We start from the raw sequence: 24,280 nt of genomic DNA, 5'->3' as shown, positions 1-24,280 counted from the left end.
GCCGGCCTGACACCGTCGTTGCCCTCAGGCGCGCCCGACACGATGAGGATCGGCATGATGGACCATACCGAAGCACCCCCGCAGGACGCGGGCGAGCTGACCGTGACGCTGACCGTCAACGGCGCGTCTCGCCCGCTTGCGCTCAAGCCCAACGTGGTACTGCTCGATGCGCTGCGCGACCGGCTCGGCCTGACCGGCACCAAGAAGGGCTGCGACCACGGCCAGTGCGGAGCCTGCACGGTGCAGATCGACGGCAAGGTGATCAATTCCTGCCTGCGCCTGGCGGCGATGTGCGAGGGCCAGCGCATCACCACCGTCGAGGGGCTGGCCCGCGACGGCCAGCTGCACCCCGTCCAGCGGGCGTTTCTCGACCGCGATGCCTACCAGTGCGGCTTCTGCACGCCGGGACAGATGATGTCGGCGGCGGCGCTGCTCGAGGATTCGCGGATCGGCGGCTCGGATACCGAGGTACGCGAGGCGATGAGCGGCAACATCTGCCGCTGCGGCGCCTACAAGAACATCCTCGCCGCGATCCAGGATGCCCGTCCGCACTCGCGGCCGGCCGATTCGGGGGGCGAGCAGCCATGAGGAACTTTGCCCTCGAGTCCGCCAGCGCTCCCGAGCGGGCGATCGCCGTCCACGGCCCGCGTGACGAGGCGTCGTACATCGCCGGCGGTACCACCCTGATCGACCTGATCAAGCTCGACGTGCTGCGTCCGCAACGGGTGGTCGACATCAGCCGCCTGGCGCTGGACGCGGTCGAACGGCTCGACGACGGCCGGCTGCGCATCGGGGCCCTGGTCACCAACAGCGATCTCGCCCACCACCCGCTGGTGCGCGAGCACTACCCGCTGCTCTCCCAGGCGATTCTCGCCGGCGCCTCGACCCAGATCCGCAACCTGGCGACCACCGGCGGCAACGTCATGCAGCGCACCCGCTGCCCCTATTACCGCGACGCCGCGGCGGCCTGCAACCGGCGCGAGCCGGGCTCGGGCTGCGACGCGCTGCACGGCGTCAATCGCATGCACGCGGTGCTGGGGGTCAGCGAGGCGTGCATCGCCACCCACCCTTCGGACATGTGCGTGGCGCTGGCTGCGCTAGGCGCGAGCCTGACCCTGCAGGGCCCGAACGGCAGCCGCGAGATCGCCTTCAACGACTTTCACCGGCTGCCCGCCGAGCACCCCGAGATCGAGCACGAACTCGCCGACGGCGAGCTGATCACCCACGTCACTCTGGACACGCCGGTGGTCGGTGGCGGCGCGGCGTATCTCAAGCTGCGCGATCGCGCCTCCTACGAGTTCGCGCTGGCCTCGGCGGGTGCGGTGGTCGCGGTGGAGGACGGGGTGATTCGCGACGTGCGCCTGGCGCTGGGCGGCGTGGCCACCAAGCCATGGCGGGCGGTGGAGGCCGAACAGGCGCTCGACGGCCAGCCGGCGACGCTCAGCTCCTACGAATTGGCGGCCGAGGCGGCGCTGCAGGACGCGGTGCCGCGCGAACACAACGCCTTCAAGATTCCGCTGGCGCGCCAGGCGATCGTGCGCGCCCTGCGCGGCGGCGAGCGAGGCGCGACAGGGAGTTCAAGGATGACTACACAGTTCATTGGCCAGCGCACCCCACGGGTGGACGGCGAGTTCAAGCTGACCGGCCGGGCCGACTACACCGGCGACCATGCGCTGCCGGACATGCTGTTCGGCTACCCGGTACCGGCGAGCATCGCCCACGGCACGCTGGTCTCGCTGGAGACCGACCGCGCGCTGGCGATGCCGGGGGTGGTGACGATCTTTCACCACGGCAACTTTCCGCGCCTGCACCGTTCGCCCAACAGCATGACCCACCAGGACCTGGTCGGCGAGGTGCGGCTGCCGTTCGAGGACGAGCGCATCCACTACGATGGCCAGTACCTGGCCCTGGTGGTGGCGGAGACCTTCGAGGAGGCGCGGGCCGCCGCGCATGCGGTAAAGGCGCGTTACCGCCGCGAGGACGGCGCGCTCACCAGCCTGCTGCACACCCGCGCCGAGGGCCGGCCGCTGGAGTCGGAAGGCAGCCGCCGGGGCGACCCGGACGCCGCCTTCGAGCAGGCGGCGGTGCGCATCGATCGCCGCTACAGCATCGCCGCCGAGAGCCACGTGCCGATGGAGATGCACGCCACCCTGGCGCAGTGGCGCGACGGCCGGCTGATCGTTCACGAATCCAGCCAGGGCGTGGTCTACCAGCACAAGGCGATGGCGCGGATCTTCGATCTCGCCGACGAGGATGTCGAGGTCGTCTCGCACTACATCGGCTCGGGCTTCGGCAACAAGCTGTTCATGTGGCCGCATGCCGTGGCCACTGCCGCGGCGGCCCGCGAGGTCGGACGCCCGGTCAAGACGGTGCTGTCGCGCCAGCAGGACATGACCAGCGGCGGCCACCGCCCGGCCTCGCGCCAGCGCCTGCGGCTGGCCGCCGACGAACGCGGCCGGCTGGTCTCGATGCGTCACGATTGCACCACCGAGACCTCGCTGGTGCACACCTATGTCGACTCGCTGACCTCGGCAACCCCCAGTCTGTACGCCTGCGACAACGTGGCGACCAGCCAGCGCCTGCTCGCCGTCAATCACGGCACGCCGTGTCCGATGCGCGGCCCGGGCGAGGTGTCGGGCATCTTCGCGCTGGAGTGCGCGCTCGACGAGCTGGCCGAGGAACTGGGCATCGACCCGCTGGAACTGCGCCAGCGCAACTACGCCGACAACGATCCGGCCAGCGGCCTGCCGTGGTCGAGCAAGCACCTGGACACCTGCTACACCAGTGCCGCCGCGCGCTTCGGCTGGGCCGAGCGCGACCCGCGCATCGGCGCGATGACGCAGGGCGACGATATCCTCGGCTGGGGCATGGCGACCAGCACCTGGTTCGCCGGCCGCCAGCCCTGCGCCGCACGGGTCGAACTGCGCGCCGCCGGCTCGATCCTGGCCGCCTGCGGCACCCAGGACATCGGCACCGGCACCTACACCGTCGTCGCCCAGACCGTCGCCGAGCTGACCGGCGTGGCGCTGGCCGACATCGAGGTGCGCCTCGGCGAGTCCAGCCTGCCGGCCGGGCCGCTGTCCGGCGGCTCGATGGCCACCGCCTCCACGCTGCCGGCGGTCGCCGCCGCGGTGCGTCAGGCGCTCGACGCCCTCAAGGAAGCCGCCACCGGGGAGGGCGGGACCTTCGAAGGGGCGAGCGGCGATGCACTGCGCATCGAGGAGGGCGCGCTGGTCGATGGCGAGGGCAGGCGGGCCGCCTTCGGCGACATACTCGCCGGGCTCAAGCTGGGCAGCGTCAACGGCGACGGCCAGGCCGCCCCCGGCGACGAACAGCAGCAGTACAGCTTTCGCTCGTTCGGCGCGCACTTCGTCGAGGTTCGCTGGGACCCGGGTATCTCGCGGCTGCGCGTGGCGCGGGTGGTCAGCAGCTACGACATCGGCCGGGCGGTCAACCCCAGCGCGGCGCGCAACCAGGTCGAGGGCAGCATCGTCATGGGCCTGGGCATGGGACTGCTGGAACGGCTCGATTACGACCCCCGCGACGGCCGGCTGATCAACAACAACTACGCCGACTACATCGTCACCAGCCACGCCGACATGCCCGATATCGACGTCGAGCTGCTCGACAACCCGGACTATGCGTTCAACGAGTTCGGCGCCCGCGGGGTCGGCGAGATCGGCCTGACCGGCATCGCCGCGGCAATCGCCAACGCCGTGCACCACGCCACCGGCAAGCGCGTTCGCGACCTGCCGATCTCCATCGAGCAACTGCTGGTCGACTGACGATCGATGGCTGGCACGCGCTACGTTCATGCCGCATCCTGTGCGGCATGAACTCGACTTCATCCCCTTCAGACTCTCTTGACGACGCGCTCGCCCGCCTGCGCGCGGCCCTTGGCGCGCGTCGTCATCGCGCCCTGTTGTGGCTCGACGGTCCGCTGGATAGCGTGCTGTCTCGCGCGCTGGCGCTGTGGCAGGGCGCCGACTGGAGCGCGCCGCTGTGGCTGGGGCCGGACGGCGAGGCCTCGCGCGCCGCCGGCTCGTCGGCGCTGCCGACCCGCCAGGCGCGCTCCCGGCTGGGCGGCGAGCACGATCTGGTGATCGTCGACGCCCTGTCGCCGGGCGCCGGTTTCGACCCCGATGCCTTCGGCGCGCTGGCCGGCACCGTGCGTGCCGGCGGGCTGCTGGTACTGCTCACCCCCGAGGCCTGGCGTGACGGCCGACCGCGCCCGGATGCCGACTACGCCCGCCTGGCCGCCTGGCCGCACCCGCCCGAGGCACTGAGCGCACGCAACCTGGTGCGCATCGCCCGGCGGCTGGCCGCCTCGCCGCTGGTCCTGCACTGGCCGGCCGCCTCGCCCGTCCCCGAGCTGACCCTGCCCGAGGCCTCGCTTCCCGCACCGCAACCGGCCGCAACCGATGACTGTCTGAGCCACGACCAGGCCGCCGCCGTGCGCCGCCTGACGCGGCTGCGCCGCCGCCGGCCGCTGGTGCTGAGTGCCGATCGCGGACGCGGCAAGAGCAGTGCGCTGGGCATCGCCGCGGCGCGCCGCCTGCAGGCCGGCGAGCGCGAAGTCTGGCTGACCGCGCCTCGGCCGGCCGCCATCGAACCGGTGTTCGCTCGGCTCGGCGAAGCGTTGCCCGGGGGGCGCCGCGAGGCCCACGCCTTCCATGCCGAGCTCGCCCACGGCCCGGTGGCGGTGCGCTTTCTGGCCCCGGATGCGCTGAGCGAGGCGCTCGACGGCCCTGGCATCGACCCCCGCTCGCCGCCGACGCTGTTCGTCGACGAGGCCGCGGCGATCCCCGCGCCGCTGCTGGGGCGCTGGCTGGCGGCCTTTCCGCGCATCGCCTTCGCCACCACCGTGCACGGCTACGAGGGCACCGGGCGTGGCTTCGACCTGCGTTTTCGCGCGCGGCTGGACAGCGAGACGCCCGACTGGCGCGCCTGCCGGCTGGAGCAACCGGTGCGCTGGGGCGAGGGCGATCCGCTCGAGACGCTGACCCGCGAGCTGCTGCTGCTCGACGCCGAGCCCGCCGACGATGCCGCCGTCGGTGCGGCACTCGATGCCGGGGGGCTCGACTATCGCGAGCTCGATCGCCAGGCGCTGGCCGACGACGAGGCGGGCCTCGGCGAGCTGTTCGGCTTGCTGGTCCAGGCCCACTATCGCACCACCCCCGGCGATCTGCGCCAGCTGCTCGACGGCCCTGAACTGACGCTGGTCGCCGCCTACGCCGGCGCGCACTGCGTGGGCGTGTGTGTCGGCCAGCGCGAGGGCGGCTTTCCACCGGCACTGGCCGAGGCGATCCATCACGGTCAGCGGCGTCCGCGCGGCCACCTGCTGGCCCAGTCGCTGGCCGCCCACGGCGGATTCCGTGACGCCGCCGAGGCGCGCTGGTGCCGGGTGCTGCGTGTCGCCGTGCATCCCGCCGCGCGGCGCCTCGGCATCGGCTCGGCGCTGATCGAGCGGCTGGCGGCGAGTGCCGCCGAGGCCGGCGACGACTATCTGGGTGCCAGTTTCGGCGCCGAGCCCGGGCTGATCGCCTTCTGGCGGGCACAAGGGATGGTCGCGCTGCGCCTGGGGCTGTCGCGTGAAGCCTCTAGTGGCGAACATGCGCTGATGATGGCGCGCGGGATACGTCCTGGCGTGGAAGACGCGCTGCACGCATGGCGGACACGCTTCGCCACGCTGCTGCCCAGCCTGTTGAGCGCCGAGCTTGGCGAGCTCGATGCAGCGGTGGCCATGGCGCTGCTCGAGACCGGCGAGGCGCCGGCGGTGGATGCCGAGACGCTGGCGCGATTGGCGTGGTTCGCCGCCGGCGGCGGCGAACTGGCGCTGGTGCGGCCGTGGCTGGCGCGGGCCTGGCTGGCGGGGCGTATCGGCGTGCCCGGGGCGCTGGCCGAGGCGGACTGGCTGGCGCTGGTCGCGCCGCTGTTCCAGGGGCGCGCGTTCCCTGCGGCCGATCGCCGGTCACCGGGCGCTACGCCGGGGCGCAAGGCGCGCCTGGCGCATTGGCGCGCGTTGGTGGGTACCCTGAGGGCCGCGCTGGGATGACCCTCGTCGGGGGTTGATCCAGGTCAAGCCGGTGCCTCGTCTGGCTGGTTAGACTGCGCGACACGCAGCGTGTCCACTTTCCGATCCCAAGGCGGGGCTTGCCCCTTCACCATCATGCCGACTTCCCCGACGACTCCCGCCGCCTGGCTCAAGGCCCTGAGCCGGCCCGTGCGCACGCCCGTGAGCTGGGCCATCGGCCTGGGCCTGGCGAGTGGCTTGCTGCTCATCGTTCAAGCGAGCTTGCTGGCGCATGTCGCCGATGGCGCGATCTTCGCCGGCACGGCGCTCGCGGCGCTCTGGCCGGCCTTCGCCGGCATGCTGGGCATCCTGCTGGTGCGCGCGGCGCTGGCTTACGCGGTCGAGCATTTTGCCTTCGTCTCGGCAAGCCGCGTGAAGCTGACGGTGCGCGACCGGCTGATGTGTCAGCTGCAGGCACTGGGACTGGTCTGGCAGCGTGGGACCCAGACAGGAGATCTCGTCAACACGGTGACCGACGGTGTCGAGAGCCTCGAGGCCTACTACGGGCGCTACCTGCCTCAGACCGCCCTGGCGGCGCTGATCCCGCTGGCGATTCTGGCGGTGATCCTGCCCATCGACTGGGTGTCGGGGGTGATCCTGCTGGTGACCGCGCCGCTGATCCCGGTCTTCATGATCTTCATCGGCAAGGGGGCCGAGACGCTCAATCAGCGCCAGTGGCGGCGGATGGGGCGGCTGTCGGGGCATTTTCTGGATGCGCTGCAGGGCCTGACCACGCTCAAGGTCTTCAACCTGGGGCGGCGCGAAGCGCGGTTGATCGAGCGACTCTCCGAGGAGTATCGCCTCAGCACCATGAAGGTCCTGCGTCTGGCGTTCGTGTCGTCGCTGGTGCTCGAGTTCCTGGCCACCGTGAGCATCGCCCTGGTCGCGGTGCTGATCGGCTTTCGGCTGCTGTGGGGCGAGCTGGACTTCGAAGCGGGCTTTCTGGTGCTGCTGCTGGCGCCGGAATTCTACCTGCCGCTGCGCAACATGGGCGGCGTCTATCACGCGCGCATGGAAGCCATCGGTGCCGCCGAGCGTATCGTCGAGCTGCTCGAGACGCCCACCCTGAGCTGGCCCGGCACGCGTCGCGACGTGCTGGTTGCCGGCGAGGTGCCCCGTGTGGAACTGCGTGACCTGCATTATGCCTATCCTTCGGGCGATACCGCGCTGGCAGGGATCGACCTGACGCTGGCACCGGGCGAGACGCTGGCCGTGGTAGGGCCGTCGGGGGCGGGCAAGAGCACCCTGGCGCTGCTGCTGCTGGGACTGTTGAAGGCGGATCGCGGCACGCTGGCGGTCAATGGCGTGCCCCTCGAGGCCCAGGCCATCGACTGCTGGCGCGAGGCACTGGCTTGGGTCCCCCAGCAGCCGCGGTTGTTCTTCGGCACGGTGCGCGACAATCTATGTCTGGGGCGGGCCGACGCTGACGATGCCATGCTTTGGCAGGCGCTGGAGCAGGCGCAGGCCGGCGATTTCGTCGCCGCGCTGCCGCAGGGATTGGATACCGCGCTGGGCGAGCGCGGCGTGCGGCTGTCCGGAGGTGAAGCGCAGCGTCTGGCGATTGCCCGGGCACTGGTCAAGGACGCCCCCGTGGTGGTGGCCGACGAGATCAGCGCCCACCTGGATGCCGACAACGAACGCGCGCTGGTCGCGGCGCTGCGTGCCCTGGGCGACGGTCGCAGCCTGGTGATCATCGCCCACCGTCTGGCCACGGTCCGCCACGCCGATCGCATCGCCGTGATGGATGGCGGGCGTATCGTCGAGCTGGGTCGCCATGCCGACCTGCTGGCCGCCGGTGGGCTGTATGCCCGGCTGGTGGCTGGCGCCGAAGGGGAGGTGGCGTGATGAGCGATCTGCGCTGGTGGCTGGCATTGGCCCGGCCCTATCTGGGCTGGTTCGCGCTGGGGATCATGCTGAGCGTGGTCACGGTGGCGGCGAACATGGCGCTGCTGGCGGTTTCGGGCTGGTTTCTCGCCAGCATGGCGATGGCCGGACTGGCCGCGGCTGACTTCAATTACTTTACCCCGGCGGCGATGATTCGCGGCCTGGCGATCGCCCGCACCGGGGGGCGCTACCTGGAGCGGCTGGTCAGCCATAGCGCCACGCTGCGCCTGCTCACCGGGCTGCGCGTCTGGTTCTACCGCCAGGTGGAGCCGCTGTCGCCGTTGCAGTTGCAGGGGCTGCGCAGCGGCGATCTGCTGGCGCGCATCCGTGCCGACATCGACACCCTGGATAGCGTCTACCTGCGCCTGATCACCCCGGCGGTGGTCGCCCTGGTGTGCCTGGGGGGAGCGTTACTGGTGTTGGCCACCTACAGCGCGACGGTGGCGCTGGTCAACCTGGGCCTGATGCTGGCCGCCGGCCTGGCGCTGCCGGCACTGGTCGAACGGCTGGGGCGACGCCCCGGCGCGGACTCGGTGGCCGCCTCGGCGTCGCTCAAGGCCGCGGTGGTGGATGCCGTCGGGGGCTTGGGCGAACTGACGATATTCGGTGCCCTCGAGGCGCGCCGTCGCGAGATCGACCGGCTAAGCCGGCAGTGGGTCGCCGCCCAGTCCCGGTTGTCACGCCTGTCTGGAGCGTCCAGCGCCGGAGTGCTGTTGTTGACCAACCTGGCGGTACTGGCCACGGCCTGGCTGATGGTGCCCCTGGTCCAGCAGCCGGGGCGGGCCGTGGTGGATTTCGCGCCGGCCGTGCTGCTGGTGATGGGAGCCTTCGAGGCAATCGTCCAGATGCCGGCGGCCTGGCAGGCGCTGGGTCAGCTGCGTGCCGCCACCCAACGCTTGCGCGCCTTCGAGTCGCTGACGCCGAGCATCGTCGATCCGGCCGTCCCCGCTCCCGCGCCGAGTCGCGATGAACTGCGCTTCGAGGCGGTCGGCGCCCGCTATGACGAGCACGGGCCCTGGGCCCTGAAGGACTTCAGCGAGCGGATCGCACCGGGCGAGAGGATTGCCCTGGTCGGTGCCAGCGGGGCCGGTAAGAGCACGCTGGTGCAGCTGTTGCTGCGCCTGATGGCGGTGGAGTCCGGTACGCTGCGCTGGGACGGTCGGCCGGTCGAGGCGTATCGCAGCGAGGAACTGCGTGCGCGCATGGCGGTGGTGCCGCAGCGGATCTACCTGTTCCACGCCTCGGTACGCGAGAATCTGCTGGTCGGCAATCCGGAGGCCAGCGAGGCGGCGATGTTCGAGGCTGCACGCACGGCCTGTATCCACGACGAGATCCTGGCGTTGCCCGAGGGCTACGACACCCTGGTCGGCGAGGAGGGTTTGCGTCTCTCCGGTGGCCAGGTGCGGCGCCTGGGCATCGCCCGTGCGCTGTTGCGCGGGGCGTCGATCGTGATTCTCGACGAGCCCTGCGAGGGGCTGGACAACGCCACGGCGGCGCGGCTCTGGGCGAACCTGGATCGTTACCTCGCCGACAGGACGTTGCTGTTGATTTCCCATCATCCCGCCTGGGTGCGCCATGTCGACCGCATCTGGCTGCTCGAACGCGGCGCCCTGGCCGCCACCGGTACCCATGCCTCGCTGATGCGCGACAGTGCCGACTACCGGCGGCTGATCGGTGGCGGATTGAGCGACTCGCAGCGGATTGAGCACCTCGTTCGCCCCGTCAGGCGGCTCCCGTCTGACTCCCTTGATGCACGTCAATAGGGCGGGCCGGGCAACGAGTTACCCTGAGCGGGATTTATAAGCCGGACCCGCCGGCGACACGGGGTCGCTAGCGGCCCGGCCTCGCAGGGATCAACGAGAGCAGCCCACCATGCAAGAACTCGATACCGTCATAGCGCTGTCGCGAACACAGTTCGCGGCCACGGCGCTCTACCACTATCTCTTCGTGCCACTCACGCTCGGCCTGTCCGTGCTGCTGGCGACGATGGAAACCATCTACGTCGTCACCGGTCGCGACATCTACCGGCGGATGACGCACTTCTGGGCCAAGCTGTTTGCCATCAACTTCGCGCTCGGGGTCGCCACCGGGCTGACCATGGAGTTCGAGTTCGGCACCAACTGGTCGACCTACTCGCATTTCGTCGGCGACATCTTCGGGGCGCCGCTGGCCATCGAGGGTTTGATGGCATTCTTCCTCGAATCGACCTTCGTCGGCCTGATGCTGTTCGGCTGGGGCAAGCTGTCACGCGGCAAGCACCTGCTGGTGACCTACATGGTGGCGCTGGGCTCGAACCTCTCGGCGCTGTGGATACTGGTCGCCAACGGCTACATGCAGAAGCCCATCGGCTCGTCATTCAACCCCGATACCATGCGCATGGAGCTTACCAGCTTCACCGACCTGATCTTCAGCCCCGAGGCGCAGGCCAAGTTCGTGCATACCAGCATCGCCGGCTACCTGACGGCGGCGCTCTTCGTGCTCGGCATCAGCGCGTTCTACATGTTGCGCGGTCGCCATCTGGAACTGGCCAAGCGCTCGTTCCGCGTCGCCGCACTGTTCGGGCTGTTCGCCAGTGTCGGGGTGATCTCGCTGGGCGACGCCCTGGGTTTCATCAACGGCAGCGCGCAGCCGACCAAGCTGGCCGCGATGGAGGGGCTGTGGGAGACCGCCGAGGCACCGGCCGGCTTCAACCTGATCGCCTGGCCCAATCAGGACGAACAGCGCAATGACTTCGAGCTGCAGGTGCCCTACCTGCTGACGCCGCTGGTCACCCATGGCTTCGAGGAGTCGATCCCCGGGGTCAAGGACCTGGTGGCCGATGCCGAGACCAAGATCCGCAACGGCATACCGGCGCTGACGGCACTCCGGACGCTGCGCGAGAACCCCGATGATGCTCAGGCCCTGGAGCAGTTCGAGGCCCATCAGGACAACCTGGGTTATGCGCTGCTGGTGCAACGCTACGCCGAGGATGTCTCTCAGGCCACCGACGCGCAGATCGCCAGGGCCGCGGCCGATACCATTCCGCCGGTGGCGACGGTGTTCTGGTCGTTCCGGGTGATGGTCGGCACCGCCTTCCTGATGATGGCGTTCTTGATCGTCTCGGTGATCTACTCGCTGCGCGACACCCTTCTGGAGAAGCGCTGGCTGCTGCGCGTGGCGCCGTGGATGATTCCGGTGCCGTTCATCGCCAACGAGGCCGGCTGGATCGTCGCCGAGCTGGGTCGCCAGCCGTGGACCGTCTACGGACAGCTGCCGACCTGGCTGTCCGCGTCGACCCACAGCGTCGAGTACATGATCTTCTCGCTGACCGGCTTCGTGCTGCTCTACACCCTGTTCATCATCATCGAGATGTTCCTGATGGTGAAGTTCATCCGTCTGGGCCCCAGTGAACCGGCCAAGGCACCGGTCGCCGACTCCGGCCCGCATCGTCATTCATCCCAGTGGAGCGAGATCTGAGCCATGGATATCTACATACTGCTCAAGGTGACCTGGTGGGTATTGCTGGGTGTGTTGTTGATCGGCCTGGCGGTGATGGTCGGCATGGACATGGGCGTCGGCGCCGCGCTGCGCTATTTCGGGCGCACCGACGGCGAGCGCCGCGCGGTGATCAACATGATCGCGCCGCACTGGGATGGCAACCAGGTATGGTTCATTCTCGGTGGCGGGGCGGTGTTCGCCGCCTGGCCGACCATCTACGCCACGGCCTTCTCCGGCCTCTACGTGGTCATGCTGGTACTGCTGTGGTCGATGATCGTGCGCCCGCTGGGCTTCGAATATCGCGGCAAGATGACCTCGGATCGCTGGCGCGGGGCCTGGGACTGGATGCTGTTCGTCTCCGGAGCGGTGCCGATGATCGTGTTCGGTGCGGCGATTGGCAACATGCTCGAGGGCGTGCCCTTCCACTTCACCTGGAACATGGTGTCCTACTATACCGGCAGCTTCATCAGCCTGTTCAATCCGTTCGCCGTGCTGTGCGGGGTGATGTCGCTGGCGCTGGCGCTCTACCAGGGCAGCGCGATGGTGATGAATCGCGGCACCGGGGTGATCCGCGAACGGGCGATCCGGCTGCTCACGCTTTCCGGGCTGGTCGCGCTGGCGCTGTTCACGATCTGCGGCGTATGGGTGGCGATGATGCATGGCTACGAGATCACCGCCGGCGGCGATCCGGCCGGCCCGGCCTTGCCGCTCAACAAGGTCGTCGAGACCAGCGCCGGGGCCTGGCTGAACAACTTCATCGCGCATCCGTTGCTGTGGCTGGTGCCGGCACTGGTCTACCTGGCCGTGCTGGCGGGGATCGCCTCGGCACGCGCCGGGCGCTCGCTGTTCGCCTGGTGGGCGGGAGCACTGGCCTGGGCGTGCACCATCATCACCGTGGGTATCGCCATGTTCCCGTTCATGATGCCGTCGTCCAGCGAGCCGAGCCAGAGTCTGACCGTGTGGGACGCCTCTTCCAGCCAGGGCACGCTGGCCTGGATGCTGGCCTTCACGCTGGTCTTCGTGCCGATCATCTGTATCTACACCAGTTGGGCGTTCTGGGTCATGCGCGGCAAGGTGACCCCGGAATCGATCGCCCATGACGAACACGCGTATTGAGTCGCAAGCGAGACTGACCATGAAACAAATACTGCTCTTCATCTTCTGGTTATGCGTCGCCATGGTGGCCATCGCCCTGACCATCGTGCTCGGTGAGCGTGGTGCCTGGTACTTTGCCTGGGTCGTGGGCACGGTGATGATCGTGCTGATCGCCGCGGCTGGCACGGCGATAATCGATGCCCGCTACGAGGAGGAACACGACTAGCCGGTCGTGTGAATGACGAACCGTCGATGCCCCCCTCCGGCCTGGCCGGAGGGGGCATCCTCAGCGCGTCGACCCTCGGCGGCCAGCCTCCCTGGGCCGTGTTGCAATCCCCCCGCGACTCAGCGTTCTGCCGACGGTTCGCCCGTCGCCCATTCGGCAGTACACTATTGCCCGGACACTGAGCGCCGCTTGATTCGCCAACCCGGGATTTATCATGAACGAACATCTGGACGGCCTGGCGCCGACGCCGCTGTGGCGGCATTTCCGTACGCTGTGCAATACGCCGCGCCCCTCCGGCCACGAGGCCCGCCTCGCCCGCACGATCGTCGCCTGGGCGAGCGAACGCGGCATGAGCCACGACTTTGACGCCGCCGGCAACCTGCTGGTCCGCAAGCCGGCCTCGCCGGGCCACGAGCAGGCGCCGGGCGTCGTGCTGCAGGGTCACCTGGACATGGTCGCCCAGGCCAATGCCGATCACCCCCACGATTTCACGACGGATCCCATCGAGACCTATATCGCCGATGGCTGGCTGCACGCCCGCGGTACCACGCTGGGCGCCGACAACGGCCTGGGCGTGGCGGCGGCGCTGGCGATCCTCGAGGACGACACGCTCGCGCACGGCCCGCTCGAGGCGCTGTTCACCGTCGAGGAGGAGTCGTCGATGGGCGGCGCGCTGAAGCTCGCCGAGGGCTGGATCGAGGGCGACATCCTGCTCAACCTGGACTCCGAGGATCGCGGCCAGGTCTACATCGGCTGCGCCGGCGGCGCCGATGTGGTGGTCGAGGCCAACCTGCCGACCAGCGCACTGCGCGACGACGAGCGGGTCTGGCGGCTCTCGCTGACCGGGCTGGTCGGTGGCCATTCGGGTATCGACATCGACAAGGGCCGTGGCAACGCCAACCGGCTGCTGGTGCGCGTGCTGCGCGCCCTGGAACCATGCGGCGCTCGGCTGATCGACTATCGCGGCGGCACCTTGCGCAACGCCCTGCCACGGGAGGCGTTCGCCACGCTGGCGCTGGCCGCCGACGAGGGCGAGGTCGCGCAGGCACGGCTCGCCGAACTCCAGGCGGAACTGGTCGCCGAACTGGCGGGCGTGGACGAGGGGGTGACGCTCGCCCTCGAAGCGCTCTCCAGGGCGCCCGAGGCCGCGCCTGCTGCGGCGCCGGAAGCCGGGTCCGTCAGCGCTTCGGAGGCGCTGACCGCCACCGCCAGCCGCATGCTGGTCGCCGCGCTGCATGTCGCGCCCTGCGGCGTGGAGCGCATGAGTGTCGAGGTGCCCGGGGTGGTCGAGACCTCCAACAATCTCGGCGTGGTCTCGCTCGAGGCCGGCCGCTTCCATCTCTGTGCGCTGGTGCGTTCGCTGCGCGACAGCGCCTGCCTCGACATCGCCGATCGCTTCCGGGCGCTGTTCGGACTGATCGGCGCCGAGACGCGCCTCGAGAACGCCTATCCGGGCTGGACGCCGGAGCCCGACAGCCCGCTGCTGACGCGCTTTCGAGAGCTGCACCAGCAACAGCTGGGCGTCGATCCCGAGGTCAAGGTGATTCACGCCGGGCTCGAGTGCGGAATCCTCGGCGGCAAGTACCCGGCGCTCGAGATGATCTCGTTCGGTCCGCAGATCCGCGGCGCCCATTCGCCCGACGAGCGGGTCGAGCTCGATTCGGTGGAGGAGTTCTGGCAGTTGCTGCGCGCCCTGATCGAGAAGCTGGCCGAGGGTCGGGCCGCCTGACGTTCTGGCAGCCGGGTCAGGCCCGCCGGGGGTGGCGCTCGGTGATGTCCGGCGCGCGGCGCACGGCTTCCAGGCCGGCTTTGGATATCAGCCCTTCGCGGTGGGCGTGTTCGGCCATGCGCACGCTGTCGCTGGCCAACACCAGCATGCAACCGTCGGCCGCGACCTCGTCGGCGAGCGCTTCGATCGCGGCGTCCCGCGAGGTGCTGCGGTCGACCTTGCGAATGTAGATGGCGCGAATGCGCCCCGGGTATTCGCGCACGATGCGGGTGTAGGTCTCCGGGTCGTGCTGACCGCTGTCGCCGATCAGCACGAAGGGCAGGGTGTCGTAGAGATTGAGCATCTTCTCGATCATGTTGGCCTTGTGGTCGGCCGCCTTGCGCGGCAGCGGGCGTTGCAGGCTCAGCCCCCACTCGCGCAGGAACAGGATCGGGCCCACCGGGATGCGGTTGCGCTGGAAGAACGCCTCGAGAATCTCGTAGATGCTCCACGGCCCGCGCGAGACGTAGAGCAGCGGTCGGCGCCGCTGGCCGTCGGCGCCGGCGAACAGCGCCTGGTAGAAGGGCGCGACGCCGGCGAAGGCGGTGCGCCGGTCGGCCTTCTCGAAGAACAGCCGGTAGAACATCTTGAGCTTGTTGGCGACGCCGGTGTACATCACGGTGTCGTCGATGTCGCTGATCACCACCAGGTCGACCGCCGGCGGTGGGACATAGACCTCGGTCTCGCCGCTGATGGTGTGTTCGTCGTCGAGATAGACGTCGAGAACCGCCTGGTGCCAGCTGCGGTCGTCGGGCGCCGGCCGCTCCAGCTTCATGTGTACGTCGAAATAGCCGTCGCGATCGGTCTCCACGGTGTGCCGGCTGCCGTTGATCTCGACCACCACCGTGGCCGCCTTGACGCCCCAGCGCACGCTACGCCGCAGCACATCGAGCAGGTCGCGCAGCAGGGTCCCCTCGCGGGCCGGCGGTCCCAGGCTGGGCTGGCGGAAGACTCGCCCCATCAGGTAGGCCTCGCGAGTCGAACCGTAGCCGCGATAGGCCTGCACCACGATTCCGCCGCGTCCGCGATCGGACTTCATCGGCCGGGCGGCGAGGCGCAGCAGTTTGCGCAATGCCTGATAGGGCGTTCGAGGGCCGTGGGCCATGCAAGCTCCTGGGCTGGAAAGGGATGGGGCCGACACGCAAACGTCCGCCCCGCCGAAGCGGGACGGACGTGTATAGGCGACGAGACGGCTCAGGCGTGCTGTTCGCTGTGACGCCCTTCGCCGATCTCCTCGATCAGCTTGCTGCAGAACGCGTCGAGATCCGCCGGCTTGCGGCTGGTCACCAGGGCGCTGTCGACGACCACTTTCTCGTCGACCCACTCGGCGCCGGCGTTCTTGAGGTCCTGGGCGACGCTCGGGAACGAGGTCATTCGACGCCCCTCGACGACGCCGGCATTGATCAGCAGCCAGGGGCCATGGCAGATGGCGCCGACCGGCTTGCCGGCTTCGAAGAAGTGCCGGGCGAAGGCCTGGGCCTTCTCGTTGACGCGCAGGCTGTCCGGGTTGAACAGGCCGCCCGGCAGCACCAGGGCGTGGTAGCTCGCCACATCGGCGTCGTCGAGCGCGACGTCGACGTCATAGGTATCGCCCCAGTCGGTTTCCGCCCAGGCGCGGATTCCCTTCTTGTCCGGAGCGACGACGTGCACGGTGACGCCCTGTGAATCGAGTTCCTTCTTGGGTACCGCCAGCTCCGATTCCTCGAACCCGTCGGTGGCGAGAATCGCTACGCGTTTTCCACTCAGCTTCTGGCTCATGGCTACCTCCTTGCGGCACAGTGAGCGGCACGGCGATGGCCGTGCTTGAAATCATTACCTTGGGATCGTCGGCGACGATCACAAGGGGCCGTCCGACGACCCTCATTCAGCATAGGCAATGGCGGGCCGACAGCAAACGCCGGTGCCGGCCCGGGGGTGAAAACGGCGACACCGCCCCGTGGGACGGTGTCGTGTGGAACAAGCACCCTGCGAGTGCTCAGCCGAGGTAGGCGTTGAGCATCCAGATGGTCTTTTCCTGCTCGCGGATGTAGTCGCCGATCTGCGAGGCGGTGCCTTCGTCGTCGGCATCGGAGGCCAGGCTGAGCAATTCGCGCTGCAGTTCGATCAGCGTCTGGTAGCCCTGCACGATGCCGCGTACGCACTCCTCGCCCTGGTGGACGTTCTTGTCCTCCTGGATGGAGGCGACCTTGACGTAGTCGCTGTAGGCATGAACCGGCTGGTGGCCCAGGGTCAGGATCCGTTCGGCGACTTCGTCGACCTTGGTCAGCAGATCGTCGTAGAGCTCCTCGAACTTGGTGTGCAGCTCGAAGAACTGGTGGCCCTTGACGTTCCAGTGGTAGCCACGAACGTTCATGTAGAAAATCTGATAGTTGGCCAACAGCGTGTTGAGCTTGTCGGCCAGTTCGTTGGCGCTGCTGTTGTGCAGGCCGATGGCGTTGGTATCGCTCATTGAGTATCCCCTTGGGCAGTTGTCTGGATGATAGCTGCCTGCAGCGCCTGCGGACAGTCATCACGGTTCATCGTCGATATAGCGCTATCCTATTGATCTGGGCATGCTGGCCACTTTCAAGGGATGCCCGGTGCGTTCAGCGCCGCTCGCCGTCAAGTTCGGCCGCCGTCGTGGGGGTCGCGTGGCTGCGAACGCGATAGCATAAACAGCCGGGCCACGGCCTCGGCACGCTCGGCGAGCAGTTCGGCGCAGCGGGCCAACGCCTCTTCGAGCGCCATCGGACCATCGGCCAGCGCCAGTGCGGCGCTGACGCCCTCGTCGTGTGCGGCCTGCCAACCATCGCCCAGCCGCCCGGCGAGCACCACCGTGGGGACGCCGCGCTCACGGGCGCGCCGGGCGATGCCGATCGGCGTCTTGCCGGCCAGGCTCTGGCCGTCGAGCTGGCCCTCGCCGGTGATCACCAGGTCGCTGTCGGCGAGCGCTGTGTCGAAGCCGGCCTGGTCCATGACCAGCTCGATCCCCGGGCGCAGCTCGGCATTCAGCAGCGCGCCGGCGGCAAAGCCCATGCCCCCGGCGGCGCCCGCGCCGGGGTGGTCGCGCTCGTCGCGGCCCAGGGTCTCGGCGACACGGTCGGCGAAGTGGGCCAGGGCGGCGTCGAGCCGCTCGACGTCGGCCTCGCTGGCGCCCTTCTGGGGGCCGAACACGGCACTCGCCCCGCGCGGCCCGGTCAGGGGATTGTCGACGTCGACGGCGGTTTCGATCCGCAGCCCGGCGAGGCGGGGGTCGAGCCCGGACAGGTCCAGGCGGGCCAGCCCGGCCAGCGCCGCGCCGCCGGGGGGCAACGGCCGGCCGGCGTGGTCCAGCAGGCGTGCACCCAGTGCCGCGAGCATGCCCGCCCCGGCATCGTTGGTGGCGCTGCCGCCCAGCGTCAGGACCAGCCGTTCGGCGCCGGCCTCGAGGGCGGCGAGAATCAGCTCGCCGACCCCGCGGGTGGTGCTGGTCAGCGCGGTGCGCTCGGCACGCGCCAGGGCCTGCAGGCCGCTGGCCTCGGCGAGCTCGACGTAGGCCGTGCGACTGGCCGCGTGCCAGCCCCAGGCCGCCTCGGCGGGACGGTCCAGCGCATCGTGAACGGCGGCGGTACGCCGCTCGGCCCCGGTCGAGGCGAGCAGCGCATCGAGCGTGCCCTCGCCGCCGTCGCCCATCGGGCATTCGACCAGCTCGGCCTCGGGCAGCGCCCGGCGCAGGCCTCGAGCGATCGCCGCCGCCGCCTCGCGGGCGCTCAGGGCGTCCTTGTAACTGTCGGGAGCAATCAGCACTTTCATGGCGTTCCTCGCTGTCATAGCAGCACCAGGCTCATCAGCCAGACCACCAGGATGCCGGTCACGCCCTGGATCAGGGTGGCCAGGGTCTGCGCTCGATAGGCCAGGGCGACGGGCATGCGGCTGAACTGGGACACCACCCAGAAAAAGCTGTCGTTGGCATGCGATACGGTCATCGCTCCGGCGCCGATCGCCAGCACCGCCAGTGTGCGCCCGGTGTCACTGTCCAGACCGATGCTGCCGAGCATCGGCGCGATCAGCGCCGAGGTGGTCACCAGCGCCACGGTCGACGAGCCCTGGGCGGTCTTGAGTGCCGCGGCGACCAGGAACGGCATGAACAGGCCGATGCCCAGCGAGGAGAGTGTCTCGCCCAGGAAATCGCCCAGCGGAGTAGCCTTCAGAACCGCGCCGAAGGCTCCGCCGGCGCCGGTGATCAACAGAATCGGCGCGGCGGCGGTGATACCCTCGCCGACCTGCGTGTGCAGGGCCTCGATCTTGCGGCCGACGGGTAGCAGCGTGCAGGCGGCGGCGACCCCGATGGCCAGCGCGATCAACGGGCTGCCCAGGAAGTTCAGCGTCGCCTGTAGCCAACCCTCGCCCAGCGGCGCGGTGGGAAAACTGGCCACCGAGCCCAGGCAGATCAGCGCGATCGGCAGCAGGATCGGTGCGAAGGCCTTGCTGGCACTGGGCAGCGCGCCGTGCTTTTCGCGGAAGGCGGCAAAGGGGTCGTCGGTATCGAGCGCCTGGCCCTCTTCGGTAAGCAGGCCGGCATTGGCATCGTCGCGGTCGATGAAGCGGTTGGCCCAGAGCATGCCGGCCATCGCCGTGATCAGCGCGACGATCGCGCCGAGCGCGATCAGCAGGCCCAGGTTGCTGCCCAGACCCAGGTTGCCAGCCGCGGCGATCGGCCCGGGGGTGGGCGGCACGAAGGTATGGGTGGCATAAAGCCCGGTGGCCAGTGCCACGCTCATTGCGGTGACCGAGACCTTCATGCGCGCGGCGACGGCGTTCTTCAGCGAATTCAGGATCACGTAGCCTGAATCACAGAACACCGGGATCGAGACCAGATAACCGATCAGCGACATGGTCAGGGTCGGGAATCGCTCGCCGAGCAGGCGGATGATCGTCTCGGCCATGGTCAGCGCCGCGCCGCTGCGCTCGAGTATCACCCCGATGATGGTGCCCAGGGCGATCACCAGGCCGATACTGCCGAGTATGCCGCCGAAGCCCGAGCCGATGGTCGCGACGATCTCGGCCGCCGGCAGGCCATAGGCGAAACCCGCAATCAGCGCCCCGGCCAGCAACACCAGAAAGGGGTGCAGCTTCCAGCGCGAGGTGGCCAGTACGATGAAGGCGATGAGCGCGATCAGAATCGAGAGGTAGAGCATGATGACAGTATCCCTTGCGTTTCGTCGTGTGAACGTGGAACGTGTCCGCCGCCGCGCGGGCAACCGCCAATATGCGTCAATCGGACGGCAAAGAAAACGCCGAACGAGGCCGGTCGCTGGCCCCACGGCGTGGCCCGAATCGGCGATCCGGCCCCGAATGTGGTTGAATGACGGGCGAGGTTGGCCATGGCGAGCATCGCCCGGTCATGCTGCTTTCGTCCTGTAGGGTGCGTGCCGGCGAACGCCGGACAACCAGGCGCGCTACGCTTGAAGAATACCGACTACCGCCGCCGAGGAGGCGCTTGCCATGACCATTGGGCTTCGCGTGTTGGCCGTCATCGCCGGCCTAGCCATTGCCGGCTGTCAGACCGGTCCCGGGCCATTGGAAGCGGGCGCATCGGCCCAGCTGCCGGCATCCTGCAGCTGGCCCCGACGTACCCAGGCATCGACGGAGGCCTGGGTGCGGGCGGGGATCGCCGAGCTCGAGGCGCGCGATTTCAGCATCCGCAACACCGATCTGTCGCTGGGCGTGGTGAGCGCCGAGCGCAGCACCCGGCAGCCGGGAATGGGCGCCGTCGACCATCCCTGGTACGACGGTATCTCCTTCTGGGGCGGTTCGCGCCGGCACTCGGCAACCGGGTTCGGGCTGGGTATCGGCGTCGGCGGTGGCTTCGACGACCCGGTGCAGATCGAGCGGGTATCGCTGGTCATCGGCGACGAGACGGTCAAGATGACCCGCGACTCGAGCGTCGTCGATGGCGATGGCTACGTGATCGATGCCCGCAGCTACAATCGCGATGCCTTCTGCCGCGAGGTCAGCGGGGCCATCGAGTCGCGTTTGCTGAACACCCCGGAGGCACCATGAGACGCCTGGCTTTGCTGTCGACACTGCTGCTGATGCTGGCCGCGGCGGTGACTGGTTGCGCCACGTCCCGGGTTGCCCCGAGCGAGCGGCTGGTGGTGGTGGACGCCACGCCGCGCCAGACGTTGGCCAGTGCCATCGACGAGTTGGTCGAGCGCGGGTTCGTGATCCGGCTGGCGGACGCCGAGCTGGGCCGTATCGACGCGGTGCTGGCGACCCGCTCGGGCTATGTGGTGACCCTCGAGACCAGCGAGGCGGCGTCCGGTACCCGGCTGTCCATTCATGGGCGCCAGGCTGGCCAGCCGCTCGATCCGGCCCGCTTCGATTCGTTGATTGCGGCCATCCAGGCCCGGCTCGCCGGTGTCGATGCGGTGGGCAGCCAGGCGCCGTGAGTCCGGTTCGCCGACGCCGCTTGCGGCGCCTGGCGGCGTTTGCCGGCGGCCTCGTTACCGTCGTGCTGCTGTGGTGGGTATGGCACTGGCAGTTCGACAATGCCCTGCGCGAGGCGCGACGCCACGCCGACACCCGCTTGGCGTTGTATACCAGCAGCCTCGACGGCGCGCTCGAGCGCTTCACCTACCTGCCCGACCTGCTGGCGCGCCAGCCGCTGATCCGCTCGGCACTGGGCCGCCAGCCGCAGGATACCCTCAACGCGGCGATGATACGGCGGATCAACGAGCATCTGGCGCGGGTCGCCGCACGCTCCGGCGCCGAGGCGATCTACCTGATGAACGCCCGGGGGCTGACCGTCGCGGCGAGCAATGCCGCCGGCGAGGACAGCTTCGTCGGCCACCGCTACGATTACCGGCCCTATTTTCGGCAGGCCATGCAGGGCGGGCAGGGCGAGTTCTTTGCCGTAGGCAGTACCACCGGCCGTCCGGGGTACTTTGTCTCGGCCGCGGTGACGGCCGGTGATGTCTCGGCCCCGGCGGCGGCCGGCGCCGCTTCGCCCCCGGCGGCGAGCGACGCGCCACCGGCCGGGGAAACTCGCGCATCGTCGCCGCTCGGGGTGGTCGCGGTCAAGGTCTCGCTGGAGTCGCTGCAGGCCGACTGGCGTCAGGCCGGCGAGAAAGTGCTGTTGAGCGATGCCCACGGCGTGGTGATTCTCTCCAGCCGCGCCGATTGGCGCTATCGCTATCTGGGCGGGATGGACGCCGAGGCGCTGGGCGAGATCCGTGCCCAGCGCCAGTTCAACGGTACCGATCTGCGTCCCCTGGGCGAGCGGCTGGGCGATGGCTCGCTGCTGGTCGACGGCAATGGCGTCGGCGAGCGATTCTTCACCGCCATGGCGGCCAGCGGGGCAGGCGGCCTGGGCTGGCGGATGCATTACCTGGTGCCGGTACGCCCGCTGTATGCCAGTGCACGCAATGCCGTACTGGTCGCCGGCGCGCTGTGTCTGGCCTTGCTGTTGCTGGGGTTGTGGCTGCGCGAGCGTCAGCAGCGGCTGTGGCTGCGCGAGCGCGAGGCGCGGCTGATGCGCGACGCCAACGAGCGTCTGGAGAGCCGTGTCGAGGCGCGGACCCGCGAGCTCGAATCGGCCCAGGCCGAACTGGTCCAGGCCGGCAAGCTGGCGGCGCTGGGCACCATGGCGGCGGGCATCGCCCACGAGCTCAACCAGCCGCTGGCCGGTATCCGCACCTACGCGGCGAGCGGCGCGCGGTTGCTCGAGCGCGGCCGGCCCGACTCGGCCCAGGACAACTTCCAGCGCATCCAGGCGCTTTCCGAACGGCTCGCCACGTTGATTCGCCAGCTCAAGCTGTTCGCCCGCAAGGGTGGCGCCCGCGAGCCGATCGACCTGCGGGCGCGGCTCGACTTCGTGCTCGACCTGCTCGACGAGCGCATCGCGCGCCAGCAGGTCGACCTCGAACTCGCGCTGCCCGAGGGAGCGCGGCCGATCCACGTGGCCGGCGATACCGTGCGCATCGAGCAACTGCTCACCAACCTGCTGCGCAACGCCCTGGACGCGCTGCGCGAGGTAAAGGCGCCACGGCTGACGGTCAGTGTGGCGATGAGCGACACGCGGGTGGTGTTGACGGTCGGCGACAACGGCCCGGGGATCGACGAGGCAGTGATCGAGCAGCTCTTCGATCCTTTCTTCACCACCAAGGAGGTCGGTGACGGGCTGGGGCTGGGTCTGTTCATCGCCTACGGCATCGTTCAGGATCTCGATGGGCGTATCCGCGCCGAGAACCGCACCGGCGCGCCGGGCGGCGCGGCCTTCATCGTCGAGCTGCCACGTGCCCTCGAGGCGCGCCGCCGCCAACCCAACCAGGAGGACTCTCTGACATGAGCGAGCTGCCGGTCTGGCTGGTCGACGACGACCCCGGCGTGCGCGAGTCGCTGAGCCAGTGGTTCGAGCTCGGTGACTTGCCGGTGCGTAGTTTCGTCAGCGGCGAAGCGGTGCTCGCCGCGCTCGGCGCGGGCGAGCCCTGCGGCGCGCTGATCTCTGACGTCAAGATGCCCGGCCTCGACGGCCTGAGTCTGCTGCGCGAAGTTCAGACGCTCGACGACGAGGTGCCGGTGCTGTTGATCACCGGCCATGGCGACGTGCCGATGGCGGTGGATGCCATGCGCCAGGGTGCCTGGGACTTCATCGAGAAGCCCTATGAACCCGAGCGTCTCGAGGAGCAGGTGCGGCGCGCCCTCGAGCGGCGCCGCCTGGGTCAGGAAAACCGCCGCTTGCGCCAGGCGCTGCGCCAGGGCGGGCTGGCCGCGCGGCTGATCGGCGAGGCGCCGGGCATGCGGCGGCTGCGCGATCAGCTCGCCAACCTCGCGCCGACCCGCGCCAACGTGCTGGTCTGCGGCGAGACCGGCAGCGGCAAGGAGGTGGTGGCGCGCAGCCTGCACGAGTTCGGCCCCGGCGCGGCGGCGCCGTTCGTGGCGCTGAATTGCGGGGCGATCGCCCCGGAGCTGTTCGAGTCGGAGCTGTTCGGCCATGAAAAGGGCGCCTTCACCGGCGCGCTGGAGACCCGGGTCGGCAAGCTCGAACACGCCAGCGGCGGTACCCTGTTTCTCGACGAGATCGAGTCGATGCCGCTGGCCGCCCAGGTCAAGCTGTTGCGCGCTTTGCAGGAGGGCGAGGTGACCCGCCTGGGCAGCAATCGGGTGATCGCGCTCGATCTGCGGGTGGTCGCGGCGAGCAAGGCCGACCTGCTGGCGCTGGCCGGCGAGGGGGCGTTCCGCGAGGATCTCTACTACCGGCTGGCGATCGCCGAGCTGACGGTCCCGGCGCTGCGCGAGCGCCGCGAGGACATCCCGCTGCTGTTCGCGCACTTCTGCCGCCAGGCCGCCGAGGTGCATCAACGGCCGCCGCGCGAGATGGACAGCGAGCTGTTCGCCGCGCTCAGCCGCCACGCCTGGCCGGGCAACCTGCGCGAGCTGCGCAACGCCGCCACCCGCCACACCCTGGGGCTCGACATCCCGCAACTGACGCCCCGGCCCGGCGACGGCCCCCGCGAGGCCGGCGGCGGCTCGCTCAACGATCAGGTCGCGGCGTTCGAGGCCGCGCTGTTGCGCGCCGCCCTGGCGCGCCACCAGGGCAATATCCAGGCGGTGCTCGACGAGCTGGACCTGCCGCGGCGCACCCTCAATCAGAAGATGCACCGCCACGGCCTGCGTCGCGAGGCGTTCCGCGACCTCGCGGGCGGCGACTGAAGTGCACCGGTTTGGGGGCCTGCCACGGGTGCCTGTACTCGGGGGACCTCGCCGGGACGCATGAACCGAAGACGTCATCGAGGCG

Annotated in this window: 18 protein-coding genes; 13 read left to right on the top strand and 5 right to left on the bottom strand. The window is 69.5% G+C overall.

Going from position 1 to position 24,280, the window contains the following annotated elements; translation table 11 throughout:
- Window positions 1-54 precede the first annotated feature (54 nt).
- The 9 genes from HR9077_RS07185 to HR9077_RS07145 all read left to right on the top strand — a co-directional run bounded on the left by HR9077_RS07185 (window position 55) and on the right by HR9077_RS07145 (window position 14,484).
- A complete protein-coding gene (locus tag HR9077_RS07185; RefSeq protein ID WP_136066331.1) occupies window positions 55-588 on the top strand; it encodes a (2Fe-2S)-binding protein in 534 nt (177 codons plus the stop codon).
- On the top strand, window positions 585-3,785 hold the full coding sequence (locus tag HR9077_RS07180) for a molybdopterin cofactor-binding domain-containing protein (RefSeq protein ID WP_136066330.1): 3,201 nt from the start codon (window positions 585-587) through the stop codon (window positions 3,783-3,785). Before HR9077_RS07185 ends, HR9077_RS07180 begins: the two co-directional genes overlap by 4 nt.
- A gap of 47 nt (window positions 3,786-3,832) precedes the next feature.
- A complete protein-coding gene (locus tag HR9077_RS07175; RefSeq protein ID WP_136066329.1) occupies window positions 3,833-6,055 on the top strand; it encodes a tRNA(Met) cytidine acetyltransferase TmcA in 2,223 nt (740 codons plus the stop codon).
- Between the two features lie 168 nt (window positions 6,056-6,223).
- A complete protein-coding gene (gene cydD / locus HR9077_RS07170) occupies window positions 6,224-7,918 on the top strand; it encodes a thiol reductant ABC exporter subunit CydD (protein ID WP_210725876.1) in 1,695 nt (564 codons plus the stop codon).
- Window positions 7,918-9,720, top strand: a complete 1,803-nt coding sequence (gene cydC, locus HR9077_RS07165) for a thiol reductant ABC exporter subunit CydC (protein WP_136066327.1) — start codon at window positions 7,918-7,920, stop codon at window positions 9,718-9,720. Before cydD ends, cydC begins: the two co-directional genes overlap by 1 nt.
- A gap of 109 nt (window positions 9,721-9,829) precedes the next feature.
- Complete coding sequence (locus HR9077_RS07160) at window positions 9,830-11,413, top strand: cytochrome ubiquinol oxidase subunit I (protein WP_136066326.1); 1,584 nt, start codon at window positions 9,830-9,832, stop codon at window positions 11,411-11,413.
- A 3-nt stretch (window positions 11,414-11,416) separates the two neighbouring features.
- A complete protein-coding gene (gene cydB / locus HR9077_RS07155; RefSeq protein WP_136066325.1) occupies window positions 11,417-12,550 on the top strand; it encodes a cytochrome d ubiquinol oxidase subunit II in 1,134 nt (377 codons plus the stop codon).
- A gap of 19 nt (window positions 12,551-12,569) precedes the next feature.
- Window positions 12,570-12,755, top strand: a complete 186-nt coding sequence (locus HR9077_RS07150) for a hypothetical protein (RefSeq protein ID WP_136066324.1) — start codon at window positions 12,570-12,572, stop codon at window positions 12,753-12,755.
- Between the two features lie 214 nt (window positions 12,756-12,969).
- Window positions 12,970-14,484, top strand: a complete 1,515-nt coding sequence (locus HR9077_RS07145) for an aminoacyl-histidine dipeptidase (protein ID WP_136066323.1) — start codon at window positions 12,970-12,972, stop codon at window positions 14,482-14,484.
- 16 nt (window positions 14,485-14,500) lie between these two features.
- Here the strand turns inward: HR9077_RS07145 and HR9077_RS07140 are convergent, their stop codons facing one another.
- The 5 genes from HR9077_RS07140 to HR9077_RS07120 all read right to left on the bottom strand — a co-directional run bounded on the left by HR9077_RS07140 (window position 14,501) and on the right by HR9077_RS07120 (window position 19,679).
- A complete protein-coding gene (locus HR9077_RS07140) occupies window positions 14,501-15,628 on the bottom strand; it encodes an App1 family protein (RefSeq protein WP_244613075.1) in 1,128 nt (375 codons plus the stop codon).
- An 89-nt stretch (window positions 15,629-15,717) separates the two neighbouring features.
- On the bottom strand, window positions 15,718-16,281 hold the full coding sequence (locus HR9077_RS07135; RefSeq protein WP_136066322.1) for a type 1 glutamine amidotransferase domain-containing protein: 564 nt from the start codon (window positions 16,279-16,281) through the stop codon (window positions 15,718-15,720).
- A gap of 217 nt (window positions 16,282-16,498) precedes the next feature.
- The gene (locus HR9077_RS07130; protein ID WP_136066321.1) at window positions 16,499-16,972 is read right to left on the bottom strand and encodes a Dps family protein; all 474 of its coding nucleotides are present in this window, start codon (window positions 16,970-16,972) and stop codon (window positions 16,499-16,501) included.
- Window positions 16,973-17,124: 152 nt separating this feature from the next.
- A complete protein-coding gene (locus HR9077_RS07125) occupies window positions 17,125-18,294 on the bottom strand; it encodes a glycerate kinase (RefSeq protein WP_136066320.1) in 1,170 nt (389 codons plus the stop codon).
- Window positions 18,295-18,308: 14 nt separating this feature from the next.
- Window positions 18,309-19,679, bottom strand: coding sequence for a GntP family permease (locus HR9077_RS07120; protein ID WP_136066319.1), 1,371 nt, complete (start codon window positions 19,677-19,679; stop codon window positions 18,309-18,311).
- Window positions 19,680-19,986: 307 nt separating this feature from the next.
- Between HR9077_RS07120 and HR9077_RS07115 the strand changes: the two genes are divergently transcribed.
- The 4 genes from HR9077_RS07115 to HR9077_RS07100 are packed head-to-tail and all read left to right on the top strand — an operon-like array spanning window position 19,987 to window position 24,195.
- Window positions 19,987-20,544, top strand: a complete 558-nt coding sequence (locus tag HR9077_RS07115; protein ID WP_136066318.1) for a hypothetical protein — start codon at window positions 19,987-19,989, stop codon at window positions 20,542-20,544.
- Entirely contained in the window at window positions 20,541-20,933 is a 393-nt protein-coding gene (locus HR9077_RS07110) for a hypothetical protein (protein WP_136066317.1), read from the top strand. The genes HR9077_RS07115 and HR9077_RS07110 overlap by 4 nt, the downstream gene beginning before the upstream one ends.
- Window positions 20,930-22,831 carry an ATP-binding protein gene (locus HR9077_RS07105; RefSeq protein WP_244613072.1) on the top strand — a complete coding sequence of 634 codons (1,902 nt, stop codon included), beginning with the start codon at window positions 20,930-20,932 and terminating at the stop codon, window positions 22,829-22,831. The genes HR9077_RS07110 and HR9077_RS07105 overlap by 4 nt, the downstream gene beginning before the upstream one ends.
- The gene (locus tag HR9077_RS07100; RefSeq protein ID WP_136066316.1) at window positions 22,828-24,195 is read left to right on the top strand and encodes a sigma-54-dependent transcriptional regulator; all 1,368 of its coding nucleotides are present in this window, start codon (window positions 22,828-22,830) and stop codon (window positions 24,193-24,195) included. The genes HR9077_RS07105 and HR9077_RS07100 overlap by 4 nt, the downstream gene beginning before the upstream one ends.
- Window positions 24,196-24,280 lie beyond the last annotated feature (85 nt).

The sequence above is a fragment of the Modicisalibacter radicis genome (assembly GCF_900961225.1).
Taxonomy (GTDB): Bacteria; Pseudomonadota; Gammaproteobacteria; order Pseudomonadales; family Halomonadaceae; genus Modicisalibacter.
Note: the sequence above shows the minus strand (reverse complement) of the source record. Positions and strands in the feature narration are given on the sequence as shown.